Origin of the sequence: Rhizobium sp. NLR16a (assembly GCF_017948245.1) — a bacterium.
Taxonomy (GTDB): domain Bacteria; phylum Pseudomonadota; class Alphaproteobacteria; order Rhizobiales; family Rhizobiaceae; genus Rhizobium.
In genome coordinates this window covers 3212887-3229424 of record NZ_CP072865.1, presented here as the reverse complement: position 1 = coordinate 3229424, position 16538 = coordinate 3212887, and the positions used below count along the sequence as shown (strand labels likewise).

Genomic DNA, 16538 nt, shown 5'->3' with positions numbered 1-16538 from the left:
GCTCAGTCCTCCGCCACGTTGTAGACGCGCAGACGATGCCCGTCGGGATCGGCCGCGACAAAGCTACGGCCGAAATCGAGGTTGGTCGGCGGCAGAAGGATCGGCGCGCTCTTGTCCTGCCATTCGGTGTGGAGCCTATCAACCATGTCTGCTGTCGCAACCTTGAAACCGACCTCGCAGCCGCCGCCCGCCGCAGCCGGAGCAGGCTCGACGCCCGCCTTGCCCCACAGTCCGAGTGCCAGCCCCGAAGGCAGAATGAACATGGCGAAGGTCGGGCTGGCTTCGACGGGATCCTGCCCGAGCAGCCGCGCATAAAAGCTGGCGCTCTTCGGCGCGTCGGTTACGAAAAGCAGAATGCTGTTGCTGTCGATCATGTTAGCCTCCTGTGTGTCGGTCAGGAGGACCCTAGAGAGGCATGCTGACAGATTCTGGCAGTAACCTCCGTGCCTTCCGCTTGTCGATCCGCTCGAGCGTCGCGCCTGCGGATTTGATTTATGCGTCCGCCGTCGCATCCGTGATTCCGGCCAGCGGATCATCCTCGAAAGGATCGGCGGCGCGCTTCGGCTTGACCAGCGGTTCGGGACGGACAGGGTGGGAAAACAGCATGTCGCGCCCCGCCTGGAGCCCCTCGGAGACCTGCAGGGCGAGCCGCGCCTCGTCGCGCTTGCGGATGTCCTCGCCGATTTCATAAGCGTCGGTTTCGGAGACGCCGAGCGCCTCCAGCGTCCGCCTTCCGAACAGCAGGCCCGATTCCAGTGTCTCGCGCAGCTCGTAATCGATCCCCTTGTTGCGCAGTTCGATCGAATGGATGCGGTCGTAGGAGCGTACGTAGAGGCGCGTCTGCGGATAATCGGCCTGCACCAGCTCCACCACCTTGTCGGTGATCTCCTTCTTCTGGGTGCAGACGAGCACGATCTTCGCGCGGTCGATGCCCGCCGAGCGCAGCACGTCCTTGCGGGTGCCGTCGCCGAAATAGATGCGAAAGCCGAAGGAGGAAGCCTGGCGGATACGGTCGGCGGAAAAATCGATGACGGTGACGCTGCGCCCGCCGGCAAGCAGGATCTGGGCGGCGATCTGGCCGAAACGCGAGAAGCCGACCATCAGCACGTCGGCGCCGGCGCCTTCGAAATCCTCGTCCAGCTCCTCCTGTTCATCGCCGTTGAGCAGCCGCTTCGACAGCGCCGCGCCGATCGGCGTCAGCGCCATGGACAGCGTGACGATCGCCACCAGCAGCGATGCGGTGCTCGTCGACATCAATCCGACGACGCCCGCGGTGGTAAAGAGCACGAAGCCGAATTCGCCGCCTTGCGGCAACAGGAAAGCAATGCGGATTGCGTCATTGTGCGGCGATCCCGAAATCCGGCAGAGCCCGTAGATAATGATCGCCTTGACGGCCATGACGATCGGCACAGTGACGATAACAAAGAGCGCGTTGTCGACGAGAACGCCGAGCTGCAGCGACAGGCCGACGGCGATGAAGAAAATGGCGAGCAGTACGCCGCGAAAAGGCTCGATATCGGCCTCGAGTTCGTGCCGGTAGGAGGATTCGGCCAGCATCACCCCGGACAGGAAGGCCCCCATCGCCATCGACAGCCCGGCAAGCTGCATCAGGCTTGCCGATCCCATGACGACAAAGAGCGCCGCCGCGATCATCGCCTCGCGCGCGCCGGTGCGGGCGATGATCTGGAAGAGCGGCGTCAGCAGGTAGCGCCCCATGACGATCATCGCCGCCACCGCACCGACGGCCACGGCAAAATCGGTGAGCGGCGTATTGCTGCCCTTGCCGCTGCCGTCGAGAACGGTGATCAGCGCCAAGAGCGGCACGATCGCCAGGTCCTGGAACAGCAGCATCGAGAAGGAACGCTGCCCGTATCGCGTGTTGACGTCGCCGTCGCCCTCGAGGATCTGCATGGCGAAGGCCGTCGAGGACAGCGCCAGCCCGAAACCGGCGACGATGCTGCCGCGCCAATCCAGAACTTCGGAAAACCAGGCGAGCGCGGTCAGCGCCAGCCCTGTTACCACCACCTGCGCCGTGCCGAGACCGAAGATATCGCGCCGCATCTGCCAGAGCCGGCTTGGCTTCAACTCCAGGCCGATGATGAAGAGCAGGAAGACGACGCCGAGCTCGGCCACGGCAAGGATCTGTTCGCCATCGGTGATGCCGTGGAAGACGGGGCCGATGACGATGCCGGCGGCGAGGTAACCGAGCACCGTTCCGAGCCCGAGCTTCTTGAAGATCGGCGCGGCGACCACCGCGCCGCCGAGCAGCAGGATCGTTTCGGAAAAAAGGTCGTTGGGCGCTGACATGCTGGCAATTTCTTTCGACGGCGGGAAACATCCTGGCAGCCCTGACAAAGAATCGGCGGCGGCGGCCTTGATGCCAGGGAGAGTGCACAATAAATGGATGCCGAAGGAAAGGCCAAATCATGTCCTCTGAAATCGATTCCTCGACACTTCTTTCCCGCGCAAGTCAATTGATCGATCTGGCAAGGAAGGCGGGCGCCGACGCTGCCGACGCCGTCGTCGTTCGCTCTCGCTCGCAATCGGTCAGCGTCCGGCTTGGCAAGGTCGAGGGGACAGAATCGTCGGAAAGCGACGATTTTTCGCTCCGCGTCTTCATCGGCAAGCGCGTCGCCAGCGTTTCGGCCAATCCGGGCTTCGATCTCCAGGCGCTGGCCGAACGGGCCGTCGCCATGGCCAAGGTTTCCCCGGAAGACCCGTATGCGTGCCTGGCGGACGAGGCGAACCTTGCCAAGTCCTATCCCGACCTGCAATTGCTCGATGCCACCGAAGTCTCCTCGGAGATGTTGCGCGAGGCGGCTCTTGCCGCCGAGACGGCAGCTCTTGAAGTCACGGGCGTCACCAATTCCTCCGGCGCCGGCGCGTCGGCCGGCATGGGCGGCCTCGTTCTCGCCACATCGCACGGTTTCCAAGGCAGTTACATGGCCTCCCGTTTCGGCAACTCCGTCAGCGTCATCGCAGGCGAAGGCACCGGCATGGAGCGCGACTATGATTTCGACAGCCGGCTTTATTACGCCGAACTCGACGATCCCGCCGAAATCGGCCGCCGGGCCGGCGAACGGGTGGTCAAGCGTGTCAATCCGCGCCAGGTGCCGACTGGCAAGAATGTCACGGTCGTCTTTGATCCGCGCGTCGCCCGCGGTTTCGTCGGCCATATCGCCGGTGCGATCAACGGTGCCGCCGTCGCCCGCAAGACCAGCTTCCTGCGCGACAGGATGGGTCAGCAGGTGCTGAAGTCAGGGCTGTCGATCACCGACGATCCGCTGATCGTGCGCGGGCCTTCCTCGCGTCCCTTCGACGGTGAGGGCGTGTCCGGCGAGCGGCTTGTCATGATCGAAGACGGTGTCCTGAAGCACTGGTTCCTCTCGACCTCGACGGCCCGCGAACTCGGCCTGCGGACCAATGGCCGCGGCGTGCGCGGCGGCAGCGCCGTCACGCCGTCTTCCACCAACCTTGCCCTTGAGCCGGGCGAGATCTCGCCGGAGGAGCTGATCCGCAGCACCGGCAACGGTTTTTACGTCACCGAACTGATCGGCCACGGCGTCAACATGATCACCGGCGAATATAGCCGCGGCGCCACCGGCTTCTGGATCGAGAACGGCGAACTTACGTTCCCGGTGTCCGAGGTGACGATTGCCTCGAACCTCAAGGACATGTTCATGCGCCTGACGCCGGCAAATGACATCGACCGCAAGTTCGGCGTCGCGGCTCCGACCTTCGCGATCGAAGGCATGACGCTCGCCGGACAGTGAGAAGCGGGCGGCAGGAAATGGGTTGACGGATGAGCGATAGCGAAAAGCTGCGTTGGCAGAGCGATCTCGCCTTGATCGCCGATGCTGCCAAGGAGGCCGGCGCGGTCGCCTTCGGCTTCTTCAACCAGTCTCCCGAGGTCTGGTGGAAGAACGGCGACCGCTCTCCCGTCAGCGCCGCCGATTTCGCCGCCAACAAGACGCTTGAAACGATCCTGCGCAAGGCGCGGCCGGATTATGGCTGGCTGTCGGAGGAAACCGAGGACGATGCTGACCGCCTCTCGTGCGAGACGCTGTTCATCGTCGATCCGATCGACGGCACCCGCGCCTTCCTCGGTGGGCAGCTGGTCTGGTGCGTCAGCGTCGCGGTCGTGCATCGCGGTCGCCCGGTCGCCGGTGTGCTCTATGCGCCCGCGCTCGAAGAGCTCTACGAAGCGGTCGATGGCGGCGTGGCGCTGAAGAACGGCGTGCCCTTCACCGTTTCCGCCGCCGGGCCGGACAAGGTGAGCCGGCTTGCGGTCGGCGAAGACCTGTTGAGGACGTTTCCGCCGGCGTTCCGTGACCGCGTGAGGCGCGAAAAATATATTCCATCGCTCGCCTATCGCATCGCCATGGTGGCGGACGGCCGCCTCGAAGCCACCTTCGTCAAGGGCAATTCGCACGACTGGGACCTTGCCGCCGCTGATCTCGTTCTGGCCTGCGCCGGTGGCCGCCTCGTCGATCTCGACGGCAAGCCGATCGTCTATAATAGGGCGGACGTCACCCATAAGGTGCTCTGTGCGGCGCCGACGGCCCGGATCGATGAGTTTCTAACGGCTTTTGCCGGGCGAGGAGACGGTTGACGTTTCCGTCAAAATCCCGCAGATGAGGTGGCGGAGGAATTCGGCAGAAAGAGAACAAGAAAATGACTGACTCCGGTGACAAGAAGCAGCTTTTGCACCTCGTTTTTGGCGGCGAACTGGAAAGCCTCGAAGACGTCCAGTTCCGTGATCTGGACGGTCTCGATATCGTCGGCATTTTTCCCGACTATGCCTCGGCGCTGACGGCCTGGAAGGCGAAGGCGCAGCAGACGGTCGACAATGCGCATATGCGCTATTTCATCGTCCACATGCACCGTCTGCTCGATCCGCATCAAAAGGCTGGGGGCAACTGACCTCGGCAGCCGCCGCCAGCCGAACGGGCCTTCGTGCATCGGGCGCCCGTCGATCCGGATCGTTTGACGCATTCTGAACAAATTGATCGGCCATTCCGGCCGCAACGATAATAAGGGAATGGGTTTGATGTCGATCGTCTTGGGTCGGAGGCTGGCGCGATGAGCTCCCGGATGGCGCGGCTCGGTCTGAGCACATACCGTCTGGCGGGAACCGTGGCCTCACCGGTCGTCGGCCTCTATCTGACCTACCGCACGGCCAAGGGCAAGGAAGACCGGGCGCGCCGCCTGGAACGCTTCGGCTATCCGAGCGCCAACCGGCCGCAAGGCCCGCTCGTCTGGTTCCATGCTGCAAGTGTCGGCGAAACCAATGCCGTCATTCCGCTGATCCGCGAAATCCGCCGCCGCGAGATCCATGTCATCCTGACCACCGGCACCATCACCTCCGCCAGGCTCGCCGCCGAGCGCCTCGGCCAGGAGGCGATCCATCAATATGTGCCGCTGGATCTGAAACCATCCGTCAGCCGCTTCCTCGACTATTGGCAGCCCGATTGCGCCATTATCGCCGAATCCGAGATCTGGCCGGCGACGGTGCTGGAGCTCGGCCGTCGCCGCATCCCGCAGATCCTGGTCAATGCCCGCATGTCGGACCGCTCCTTTGCCCGCTGGCGCCGCCGCCCGTCGATTGCGGAGGCCTTGTTCGAAAACCTCGCCCTCGTCATTGCCCAATCCGATGTCGATGCCGAGCGGTTCCGCAATCTCGGTGCCGTTCCCGTCATCACCTCGGGCAATCTGAAGGTCGATACCGACGCCCCGCCTTATGACAGCGCTGTCTTCTCCCGCTACAGGAAGCAGATCGGCGATCGCAAGACCTGGGCGGCGATCTCCACCTTCGACGGCGAGGAGAATGCCGCCGGCATCGTCCATCGCGCCCTGAAGGAGCGCGATCGTCAATTGACGATCATCGTGCCCCGCCATCCCGAGCGCAGCGACGAGATCGAGGCGGCGCTGGTCAAGCAGGGACTGAAGGTCGCCCGCCGCACCCGTGACGATGTCCTGTCGGCCGATGTCGATGTTTTCCTTGGCGATACGATCGGCGAAATGGGGCTTTATCTCCGTCTGACCGAAATCGCTTTCGTCGGCCGCTCGCTCTTTGCCGAGGGTGGTCAGAACCCGTTGGAGCCTGCCATGCTCGGCTGCGCCATCCTCTCCGGCGGCAATGTGCAGAATTTCCGCGAGGCCTATCAGAAGCTCGCCCGCAGCGGCAGCGCCCGCATGGTGCGCGATACCGAAATGCTGGCCAAGGGCGTGCATTACCTGCTGACCAATGATGAAGCCCGCCGTACCATGATCGAGGCCGGCGTCGCCACCGTGCACGAGATGCGGGGCGCACTATCGGCGACGGTGAAGGGGCTCGAACCCTATATCAATCCGCTGACGGTCAAGGCGCGTTTGTTGCCCAAGGCCGCGGCCCAGGTCTGAGGAGACGCGATGTCGGGCCCGGCGCATATCAAAGGCATCCTCTTCGACAAGGACGGCACGCTGCTCGACTATGACGAGAGCTGGCTGCCGGTCAATCGCGAGCTTGCCCGCATCGCCGCTGAGGGCGACCCACTTCTGGCCGACCGGCTGCTGTCTGCCTGCGGCATGGATCCGGTGAGCGGCCATATCGTTCCCGACAGCCTGCTCGCCGCCGGCAATACAAGGCAGATCGCCGAGGGGCTCGTCGCCGCCGGATCGATGATCGATATCGGGGAATTGACGATCCGTCTCGACGACCTCTTTTCCGGCGCCGCTGAATTTTCCGTGCCGGTGACCGACCTTGCCGGCTTTTTCGCAAGGCTGCATCGGCGCGGTTTCAAGCTCGGCGTTGCCTCCAGCGACAATGAGCGCTCCATCCGCCAGACGGCGGAGCGCTTCGGTTTCGCCCGCTATGTCGATTATATCGCCGGCTACGACAGCGGCTTCGGCGTCAAGCCGGAGCCGGGCATGGTGCTCGGCTTCTGCGCTGCGACCGGGCTTTTGCCATCCGAGGTCGCCATGGTCGGCGACAACAACCACGATCTGCACATGGGCCTGAATGCCGGCACGGGACTTAGGATCGCCGTGTTGACGGGAACCGGCTCGCGCGATTCACTTGCCGCGGCGGCCGATCATGTGCTCGACGATATCACCGCCCTTGAGACGTTGCTGCCCGATCTGCAGCCGGCCTGATCGTAAAGTCTTGCATTTTCATCGATTTTAACCTCTCAATCCCGCCGGGAAAACGAATTCTCTGGCCGGGCGGGGAGCGGGACGGCAAAATGATTTCAGAAGCGCCGCCGTTCTGGTGGAGGAAAGCCGATTGGCGCGCCTGGCTGCTGGCGCCGCTGTCCTTTCTCTACGGCCGTATCGCCGGCCATCGCATGGCCCATGCGCGCCGCGCTTCGGTTTCCGTTCCCGTCATCTGTGTCGGCAATTTCACCGTCGGCGGCGCCGGCAAGACGCCGACGGCGCTGACGCTCGCCCGCGCCGCCAAGGCGAAAGGCCTGAAGCCCGGCTTTCTCAGCAGAGGTTACGGCGGCTCGCTCGACGTGACGACGGTGGTCGATCCCCATCATCACCGGGCGGTCGCCGTCGGCGATGAACCGCTTTTGCTCGCCCAGGAGGCGCTAACGGTGATTTCCCGCCGGCGTGTCGACGGTGCTCGGCGCTTGGTCGCGGAAGGCGCCGACCTCATCATCATGGATGACGGGTTTCAGAGCGCCCGGCTGGCGATCGACTATGCGCTGCTCGTCATCGACGCGACGCGCGGCCTTGGCAACGGCCATATCGTGCCGGCCGGCCCGGTCCGCGCGCCGATCCGCCAGCAGCTGAGTTCGGCGACGGCACTGCTGAAGGTAGGCGGCGGTAATGCTGCCGATGGCATCGTCCGCATGGCGGCACGCGCGGCAAAGCCCTATTTCACCGCATCGCTGAAGGTACGCGGCGACAACAGGCTTGCCGGCATCAAGGTGCTTGCCTTCGCCGGTATCGCCGATCCCGCCAAATTCTTCCGCACCGTCGAATCGCGCGGCGCCGAGATCACGGTCGCCAAGACCTTCGGCGACCACGAACACCTGACCGAGGAGGAGATCGACGATATCCTGATGACGGCCGAACGCCAGGACCTCCTGATCGTCACCACCTCAAAGGATTTCGTTCGCCTCTCCGGTCATCACGGCAAGGCGGAGCAATTGGCGCAGAAGGCCAAGGTGATCGAGGTCGACATGGTCTTCGAGGATCATCTCGCCCCGGGTCTGATCATCGACCGGGCAATCATTGCCTGCCGTGATCGGCGCCTCAGGGAATTGAAGGCTGGGGCTAAAGTAACTTCAGGAACGGCCGAGCGGCCGTAACTGGCTGCTGTGAACCACCTGGGCCGCCTAAATCTGCCTGCAACCCGATCATGCGATCGAATAAAGCAAAGTTTCGCGAGCAGACGTCAGATGCAACCGACAGGCGTGATCGATCAACGCGATATTGCGGCTTTCGAGGGCTTCGATGAGCGCAAGATGTTCCCTGATGGCGACCTCGTTCCGCGCCCGTTCATCACGCTTGTTCCACTGATAGTGATAGTGAAACACCATGGCGATCACGTCTTGGAAGCTTTCAATGAATCGGTTTGGTGCAACTGCCGTAATCAGCCGGTGAAACCGGCTGTCCAATTCCGAGAAATCCTGATACCGGGAGTCGATATCGGCGAGCAGTTCCAAATGTGCGCTCCGCGTAGAGTGGAGCTGCTTCCAGACCGGCGAGCTGTCGGGCAGGGCCGCGAACAGCCGCGCCGAACGCATTTCGAACATTTCTCTGATCTCAAACAGTTCGAGTGCGAAACTCGCTGTGAACCCTTTGAAGACCCAGCCTGCGTTGGGGCGTTTCTCGATCAGCCCATATTTCTGAAATCGATTGAGAAACTCACGGACGATCGTTGTTGCGACGCCGAACCTACGAGCTAGTTCCGCCTCGTTGATTTCTGTGCCCGGGCACGCATCACCGCGCAACATCCAGTCCATGAAGCTTGTTTCGACCTGTTCCGAAATCGCCAAGGTCTCTTCGCGTGGATAGCGTTCTATCGGCAGCGGTTGCTCACGGACGATCCGCCTGTGCGCTTCAGATACGATGATTCCACGTGCGGACATTCCTGCCAGCACCTTTCGCACTGTTGTCCTGCTTACGCCGAGCTGGGCGCGCAGTGCATTTTCGGAGGGTAACTCCTCCCCAAGATCGAACGTGCGGACAATGTCGATCATATCGTTGAACGCCCGCTTGAAAGTCGTATCGGTTCTCATGGCACAACTGCTGATCTGACTAGATATCCATAAAAAACAAGTTGACGTACGTGTATCATATGTTTCTTATGTATAAAAAACCAGGGAGGCTCGGGGAATTTGGAAGACTCCAGGACGCTGCCTCAAAATTCGTCCCGGCCTGGTGGTTCGCAGGACGCAACCTTCCATCCGAGACAATCTGGCATCGCACTGGGACTGAAGCTGTTGAGCCTGGGTCCACTGTTAATCCTCATTATGCTTATCGCCGTGGTCAGTATTGTCACCCCGGCTTTTTTAAAACCGGTAAACCTCGGGAACATCCTCGCGCAGACAGCAGTGATCGCTGTGGTGGCAATGGGCCAACAGCTTGTCATCCTGACGCGCGGCATCGACCTCTCTGTAGGCTCGAACCTTGCACTGGCGACAGTCATTGGCGGACTTGTCTACCAGCAGGTTGACTCATCGTTCATCGTCATCATGGCCATGCTGCTTGCCGGTGCTGCCGTTGGCGCTATAAACGGCCTGGTCTTTGTCTATGGTCGACTGCCACATCCCTTTATCATCACGCTTGCGACTTTGAGCATCTGCCGCGGTCTGGCCCTCGAATTGGCTCCGGGTCACACGACCATACGTGGGATGCCGGATGCAGTTACCGCCATCGGCGGCGGGACGACGCTTGGCGTACCCAATTCTTTTTTTGTCATCGGGATGTTCGGGATCGTTTTTCTGATCCTGACGAAGTCGATGGTCTGCGGCCGATGGATCTATGCCGTCGGCGGCTCGCCGAACGCCGCGACAAGCATGGGCATCCCGGTAAGAGGCGTTCTGCTCTCGACCTACATCGTTTCTGGCTTTTGTGCCGGCGTGGGCGCGGTGCTGCTTGCCGGGCGGACCGGTGCCGCCTCGCCGATCTACGGCAATCTCCTGGAACTTGACACGATTGCTGCTGTGATCATCGGTGGCGCCAGCTTCCTTGGCGGACGAGGCCACCTTGGCCACGCCCTAATGGGCGCCGTGTTGATCGGCGTCATCCGCAATGCGCTTAACCTTCTCGGCGTCGACGTGTTCTTTCAGATGATCGCGATTGGGTTCGTCATCGTCATCGCCGTCGAAGCTGACGTGCTTCGTAACCATCTCGAGTCGCGCGCACGCGTGCTTCAATCGGCGGCAGTGCAATGAACCCGGCATCCACCACACCGGCACTTTCGGTTCGAAATGCCCAAAAGCGCTTTGGCGCAATCCATGCCCTGAAGAATGTAAGTTTCGATGCTTATTCAGGTGAGGTAACGGCTCTCCTGGGTGACAACGGCGCCGGCAAGTCGACACTCGTCAAATGCATCAGCGGGCTCCATAGTCTCGACGAAGGAGAGATCCTTATAGATGGTGCTCCGGTATCGCTTCATTCAACTGCGGCCGCCCGCCGCGCCGGGATTGAAACCGTCTATCAGGATCTGGCGCTTTTCGACAACCTGACCCCCGTGCAGAATTTCTACTGCGGTCGGGAGATCTCTTTCCCCTCCTGGTTGCCGCGTCCGCTCCGCTTTCTCAGCACGGGCGAAATGAAGCGGGAAGCAGCGAACGTCATCGATCGCCTGAAGGTTAAGCTGCCGAAATTCGACGCACCGGTCGCACTGATGTCTGGGGGACAGCGACAGGCGATCGCGGTCGCACGTGCCATTGTTTTTGCGCGCAAACTGGTGATCCTTGACGAACCCACCGCGGCGCTCGGCCTTCGCGAGTCTCGCCAGGTTCTTGACATTATCAATCAGCTCAAAGCCGACGGCAATGCCGTGATCATCATCACCCATAACATGGAGCATGTCATCGAGATCGCCGATCGGGCGGTTGTCCTCCGGCAGGGTCGCAAGGTGGGTGAAGTGAAGCCCACAGAGGCGAACAAGCAGGACGTTGTTGCGATGATCGTCGGTGCGGAGGCTTGAGGGGATCGCTGCTTGGTTGGGGCAGCGGAAAACGAGATCGCGCTCTAGAAGAGGGCGGTCGAAACACGGGAGGTGTAATCATGAAACCGCAATCCCTGCTGGGAGCTGTTGCGCTCCTGGTCGTCTCTGTAGTCCCGTCCCTGGCGGAGGAGCCAGTGAAGCTCGGGTTTATAACCAAGTTCCCTGTACCGTTCTTCGCAACAATGGAAGACGCAGCGAAAGATTACGCCAAGAGAAATCCGGGCGTCGAGATCATCTACGGCCAGGGTACGTCCGCAACCGACATCGAAGGCCAGATCGCGCAGATTGAGTCGATGGTGACACGAGGGGTGCAGGGCATCGCCCTCACGCCCGTCGATCCCACCGTGTCGACGGCCCTGGACAAGGCGGTAGCGGCCGGTATCAAAGTCGTGCTGATGGACAACAACATTCCGGATTGGAACGGCAGGACAGCGCTTGCCACCACCGACAACCTCGCCGCAGGCAAAATCGCGGGGGAATACCTCAAAACCGTGCTCCATGACGGCGATACGCTCGGGATACTCGAGGGCGTGCCCGGTGTACCGGCGCTCGATGACCGTGTGAAGGGTATGCTCGAAGGACTGAAGGGCGTTGACGTCAAGATCGTCGGGAAAGGTGCAACCAACTGCACCGAGGAACTCGGGATCAGTGTCGCCGAGGATCTGTTGACGAAAAACCCGGACCTCAAGGCCATTTATGCCGCTTGCGGCCCCCCCGCTGCTGGCGCGGCACGCGCAATCAAGAACGCGGGCATTGCCAGTGACAAGATTGTGCTGGTCGGTTTCGACTTCTGCTGCGGCGAAGAGGAAGCGCTGAAGAATGGAATCGAGGATGCATCAGTGGCGCAGTTTCCCACCAAGATGGCGGAACTCGGCGTGGATGCGCTGGTAAAGTCTATTCGCGGCGAGAAAGTTGAATCATTAATTGACTCCGGCGCGGCGCTCGTGACGGCTGAGAACATGGCGAAATTCAAGTAGCTGCTTCTCTATGCGATTTGTTGAGAGCGCATACGCCGTAGTCGATGCCTTGCGGGCATCTGGTCAAGCAAACGGCTCGTCCTTCGCCGGGCGGGCCTGACATCTGACCGCTCGATTGGCGAAATCGCAGCCCCCGGGCTCGGGATGCAATTGATCGCCGATTCCCTCGGTCAGATGCCTGCGCCGACCACCCATCGGCACACGTCTCCCTAGCGCCGCTGGTTCGGCAGCACGCCGGCGCGTTTGTCGGCGTCGATTGCAGATATAACGTCGGCATAGGGCTCCTGCCGGGCGACGCTCCAGTAGCGCAGCTCGTCGAGCGGGATGTTTTTTCCGGTCATCGCGCAGACCACATAGGAGCCGGGCGAGAGAATCTGGAAATCGCCGTCGAGATAGCGGATCTTCGCCTCGCGGTTTCCGTGCCCTTCGAACAAATTCATGCGCTCCGTTCCCTACAGTCTGTCATCCGTTTGCCATACTCCCGCAAAGGCGGCTTTGCCAGCTTTTTCAGCTTCTGCCGAATAGCCGTTCGATATCGCTGAGCTTCAATTCGATATAGGTCGGCCGGCCGTGATTGCACTGGCCGGAGCCGGGCGTCACTTCCATTTCCCTCAGTAGCGCGTTCATTTCCTCCGGCCGCAGCCGCCGGCCGGAGCGAACCGATCCATGGCAGGCCATGGTCGCCGCCACATATTCGAGCTTGGCCGACAGGCCCGATGCCGTATCCCATTCTGCGATCTCGTCGGCAAGCTGGCGGATCAGGCCATGGGCGTCGACCTCGCCGAGCATGGCCGGTGTTTCGCGCACCGCGATCGCACCGGGACCGAAACGCTCGATCGCCAGACCGAGTTCGGCAAACTCTGCCGCATGCAGCATCAGCCGGTCGCAATCCTCTTCCGGAATGTCGACGATCTCGGGGATGAGCAGCACCTGCGAGGCCAGCCGCTTCGAATGCAGCGCCTTGCGCATCGCCTCGAACACCAGCCGCTCATGCGCCGCATGCTGGTCGACGATGACGAGCCCGTCCTCGGTCTGGGCGACGATATAGTTGGCGTGGATCTGCGCCCGTGCCGCGCCGAGCGGATAACGCCCAACGGTTTCGGGCGCGGCCGGGCTAGGAGAGGCCAGGCCGGGAGACACGGGGTCCGGAAAAAATTGCGGCTCGGCCCGTGCGGTCGGCATCGACAGGCCGTCGAAGGATGCCTGCGGCCGTTCGGAAAAAGCCGGTGCCGGCTGGTAGGGGCGGGAAGGGGAGGTCTCTGCCGACCATGGCGCCTGTGGCTGCTGCCCATAGGGCTGGAAACCGGGGCGGAAGGCGCGCAGCATATCGCTTGCGCCAGTCGTTGCCGCCCGGCTGCCGTCGCGCGCGAGCGCCTCGCGAATGGCGCCGACGATCAGGCCACGCACCAGGCCCGGGTCGCGGAAGCGCACGTCGGATTTGGCCGGATGCACGTTGACGTCGACGAGGGCCGGATCGAGAGCGATCGACAGCACCGCCACCGGATAACGCCCGGACGGGATCGTCTCGGCATAGGCGCCGCGGATCGCCGAGAGGATCAGCTTGTCCTGCACCGGCCGGCCGTTGACGAAGGCATATTGATGCGCGGAGTTACCGCGATTGAAGGTCGGCACGCCGGCAAAGCCGGTCAGCGCGATCTCCTCGCGCTCGGCGTCGAGCGCAATGGCGTTGTCGCTGAAGTCCTTGCCGAGCACCTGCGCCATGCGCGCCAGATGATCGTCGCCCGTCGCCGGAAATTCCAGCGTTGCGCGGTCCGAGCCGGACAGCACGAAGCGCACGGCGGGAAAGGCGATCGCCATGCGTTTGACGATCTCGGTAATGGCGCCGGCTTCAGCCTTTTCTGTCTTCAGGAATTTGAGCCGGGCAGGCGTGGCGAAGAACAGGTCTCGGACTTCTACGATCGTGCCGGGATTGGCGGCGGCCGGCCTGAGATGCAAGACCTTGCCGCCGGCAACGGCGATCTCGTGGCCGCCGGCACTGTCGCGCTTGCGGCTTGCGATGCTGAGCCTCGCCACGGACCCGATCGACGGCAGCGCCTCGCCGCGGAAACCGAGCGTTCTGATATCCTCGAGCGTCTCGGAGATCTTCGAGGTGCAATGGCGCCTGATTGCCAGTTCCAGATCGGCGGCGTCCATGCCGAAGCCGTTGTCGCTGACCCGCAGCAGCGCCTTGCCGCCGCCTGCCGTGGCGATCTCAATGCGCGTCGCCCCCGCATCGAGCGCGTTCTCGATCAATTCCTTGGCAGCGCTCGCCGGCCGTTCGATGACTTCGCCGGCGGCGATCTGGTTGATGAGCGTTTCGGAAAGCTGTCTGATGGCCATGGGCTATTTTCGGGGATTCGCGGGCTGGAGGGAAGGGGTCTCGGATCGCTTGGCGAAACTGTGATCCGCGGCTCCCCCGAATTCGGGGATCGGTAGTGTTAAGCCGGTTTTAACAGAAAAATGGCATTTCTAATCACACACCTCCGGAAGCCGCGAAATCGAACAGATGTGGGACGAAATGGAATGAGTGCCGGCTTCGAAAAGGCGGACACATCATCAGAGACCGACGGGACGCTCGCCGGGGCCGATCTGCAGACGGCGCTCTTCGATGCGGTGTGCGACAGCCTTTCGGCAGCGTTCATCATCTACGACAAGAACGATCATCTGATCTTCGCAAGCCGCCAGATTCTCGAATTCTTCCCCTTGCCGTCCGAGATGCTGAAGCCCGGAATCCGACTGCGCGATTTCCTGGGCGCGATCTACGATACCGGCGTTCGCCAGCAATATGATATCAGGCAGAGCGGCTCGCTCAGTCGCGAGGACTGGCTGTCGCAGAAGATCGCCTCGCATTGGCGCGAGCGCTTCGAATCCGTCGAGCGACATGGCGCCGACAGCTGGGTCCGCTTCGTCAAGCGCAGGTTGCCGGGCGGTTACGGCGTCACCGTCGTTTCCGACATCTCCGAGGACAAGAAGCGCGAGGAGCAGTGGCGCTCGGACCTGGAGCGGGTGCAGCTCACCGAAGACATTCTCGATAACCTGCCGTTCCCGCTTTTCGTCAAGGATCGCAACCTCACCTATGTCGCGGTGAACCTCGCCTTTTGCGAGAAATACCAGAGGAGCGCCGACGAGGTGCTCGGGCGCAAGAGCGGCGACCTCTTCTCACCCGAGATCGCCAAGCGCTTCGAGGAAAGCGATCGTCACGTGCTGGAAACCGGCGAGATGTCGATCTCCCGCCAGCGGCAGATTTCCCGCGACGGCATCGAGCGCGACATCGTCAGCCGCAAGCACCGCATCGGCAAGCCCGGCCGCTATTTCCTGGTGTCGACCATGCAGGACCTGCCGCGCGACGGCGCCGATCTCGAGGAGTTCGACCGCGCCTCGGCGATCACCGCCTCCGCCAACCAGAGTTATCGCCGCGCCTATGTGCCAGTGCCGAGCGCGGTGGAGCGCCGCGAGCCGGCAGCGATGGAGGCGATCGTTCCGGAGAATTTCTCCGGCCGCAAGATCCTCGTCGTCACCGCCGACCTCGCTGCCGAGACCGCCGCTCTGCGGACGCTGACGAAATATGGTTTCGAATCCTGCTCGGTGCGCGGCGAGGATGAAGAAGAGCGGTTCCTGGAAATCGCCACCTCCTCCGGCATTTCGCTCGATCTGCTGATCATCGACAATCAGATGGGCATGCGCTGCCTCGAGCTTGCCGAACAATATGGAATTCCGGCGCTCGTCATGGACGGGTTCCAGATCGCCAACGAACTTACCTTCCAGATCGCCCGCCATTTCAACCGCAACAGCCGCAACAGCGGCGGCGGTGCGGATACGGATTGGGAAATCAGCATTTCCGACGATACGGTCGGCCTGCAGGTTCTTGTCGCCGAGGACAACGATATCAACCAGATCGTGTTTTCACAGATCCTCGAGGGCCTCGGCTATCGTCATATGATCGCGGCGACCGGCGACGAGGTCGTGCGCCTCTGGGCCGAACACCGGCCCGGGGTGGTGCTGATGGACATTTCGTTGCCGGGCTTCAACGGTTTCGAGGCGGCGCGCCTGATTCGCCAGATGGAGGAAGCCGGCGGCGCAGCCCGCACCCCGATCATCGGCGTGCTGACTCAGGCCTTCGAGCGCGATCGCGCCGAATGCGCCAAATCGGGCATGGACGACGTCATCATGAAGCCTGTCAGTCCCGACATGCTGGAGACGATATTTCAGAAATACCTGACGGAAGGGGCTGCGCCGGTTCGAGCGAGCGGATGAGACGCAAGTCCGGTCGACGTCTCCCATAAACCGCAACCTCCCCAAATCTGGGGTAGATCAGTTCGTCAAGGCGGCTGATTACTAGCGAATTGTTAAGAAATGCCGGTCATTCTCTCCCCGGCTGCGGAGGGAAGCTC

The 16538-nt window shown here is 62.1% G+C and carries 15 protein-coding genes; 10 read left to right on the top strand and 5 right to left on the bottom strand.

The window, feature by feature from the left end; translation table 11 throughout:
- Positions 1-2 precede the first annotated feature (2 nt).
- Both J7U39_RS15725 and J7U39_RS15720 read right to left on the bottom strand, forming a co-directional pair.
- The gene (locus J7U39_RS15725; RefSeq protein WP_210629031.1) at positions 3-374 is read right to left on the bottom strand and encodes a VOC family protein; all 372 of its coding nucleotides are present in this window, start codon (positions 372-374) and stop codon (positions 3-5) included.
- Between the two features lie 118 nt (positions 375-492).
- A complete protein-coding gene (locus J7U39_RS15720; RefSeq protein ID WP_210629030.1) occupies positions 493-2307 on the bottom strand; it encodes a monovalent cation:proton antiporter-2 (CPA2) family protein in 1815 nt (604 codons plus the stop codon).
- A gap of 119 nt (positions 2308-2426) precedes the next feature.
- On the opposite strand from J7U39_RS15720, the gene J7U39_RS15715 reads away from it, so the two are divergent.
- The 6 genes from J7U39_RS15715 to lpxK all read left to right on the top strand — a co-directional run bounded on the left by J7U39_RS15715 (position 2427) and on the right by lpxK (position 8297).
- Positions 2427-3773 carry a TldD/PmbA family protein gene (locus J7U39_RS15715; protein WP_210629029.1) on the top strand — a complete coding sequence of 449 codons (1347 nt, stop codon included), beginning with the start codon at positions 2427-2429 and terminating at the stop codon, positions 3771-3773.
- A 29-nt stretch (positions 3774-3802) separates the two neighbouring features.
- Entirely contained in the window at positions 3803-4612 is an 810-nt protein-coding gene (locus J7U39_RS15710) for a 3'(2'),5'-bisphosphate nucleotidase CysQ (protein ID WP_210629028.1), read from the top strand.
- A gap of 62 nt (positions 4613-4674) precedes the next feature.
- On the top strand, positions 4675-4923 hold the full coding sequence (locus J7U39_RS15705; RefSeq protein ID WP_210629027.1) for a DUF4170 domain-containing protein: 249 nt from the start codon (positions 4675-4677) through the stop codon (positions 4921-4923).
- Positions 4924-5082: 159 nt separating this feature from the next.
- A complete protein-coding gene (gene waaA / locus J7U39_RS15700; protein ID WP_210629026.1) occupies positions 5083-6402 on the top strand; it encodes a lipid IV(A) 3-deoxy-D-manno-octulosonic acid transferase in 1320 nt (439 codons plus the stop codon).
- A 9-nt stretch (positions 6403-6411) separates the two neighbouring features.
- Positions 6412-7134 (top strand): HAD family hydrolase, encoded by a 723-nt coding sequence (locus J7U39_RS15695; protein ID WP_210629025.1) that lies wholly within the window; start codon positions 6412-6414, stop codon positions 7132-7134.
- A gap of 89 nt (positions 7135-7223) precedes the next feature.
- On the top strand, positions 7224-8297 hold the full coding sequence (lpxK, locus tag J7U39_RS15690; RefSeq protein ID WP_210629024.1) for a tetraacyldisaccharide 4'-kinase: 1074 nt from the start codon (positions 7224-7226) through the stop codon (positions 8295-8297).
- 48 nt (positions 8298-8345) lie between these two features.
- Here lpxK and J7U39_RS15685 read toward each other — a convergent pair whose 3' ends face one another.
- Positions 8346-9230: a GntR family transcriptional regulator gene (locus J7U39_RS15685; RefSeq protein WP_210629023.1), complete on the bottom strand. Its 885-nt coding sequence runs from the start codon at positions 9228-9230 to the stop codon at positions 8346-8348.
- Positions 9231-9329: 99 nt separating this feature from the next.
- Between J7U39_RS15685 and J7U39_RS15680 the strand changes: the two genes are divergently transcribed.
- From J7U39_RS15680 to J7U39_RS15670, 3 genes are all read left to right on the top strand, one after another.
- Entirely contained in the window at positions 9330-10388 is a 1059-nt protein-coding gene (locus J7U39_RS15680; RefSeq protein WP_210629022.1) for an ABC transporter permease, read from the top strand.
- Positions 10385-11149, top strand: coding sequence for an ATP-binding cassette domain-containing protein (locus J7U39_RS15675; RefSeq protein WP_210629021.1), 765 nt, complete (start codon positions 10385-10387; stop codon positions 11147-11149). Before J7U39_RS15680 ends, J7U39_RS15675 begins: the two co-directional genes overlap by 4 nt.
- An 80-nt stretch (positions 11150-11229) precedes the next feature.
- Positions 11230-12147 (top strand): sugar ABC transporter substrate-binding protein, encoded by a 918-nt coding sequence (locus tag J7U39_RS15670; RefSeq protein WP_210629020.1) that lies wholly within the window; start codon positions 11230-11232, stop codon positions 12145-12147.
- Between the two features lie 209 nt (positions 12148-12356).
- Here J7U39_RS15670 and J7U39_RS15665 read toward each other — a convergent pair whose 3' ends face one another.
- Both J7U39_RS15665 and mutL read right to left on the bottom strand, forming a co-directional pair.
- Positions 12357-12587: a DUF2093 domain-containing protein gene (locus J7U39_RS15665; RefSeq protein WP_210629019.1), complete on the bottom strand. Its 231-nt coding sequence runs from the start codon at positions 12585-12587 to the stop codon at positions 12357-12359.
- A gap of 67 nt (positions 12588-12654) precedes the next feature.
- On the bottom strand, positions 12655-14487 hold the full coding sequence (gene mutL / locus J7U39_RS15660; RefSeq protein WP_210629018.1) for a DNA mismatch repair endonuclease MutL: 1833 nt from the start codon (positions 14485-14487) through the stop codon (positions 12655-12657).
- Between the two features lie 183 nt (positions 14488-14670).
- Between mutL and J7U39_RS15655 the strand changes: the two genes are divergently transcribed.
- Complete coding sequence (locus J7U39_RS15655; protein WP_210629017.1) at positions 14671-16401, top strand: response regulator; 1731 nt, start codon at positions 14671-14673, stop codon at positions 16399-16401.
- Positions 16402-16538 lie beyond the last annotated feature (137 nt).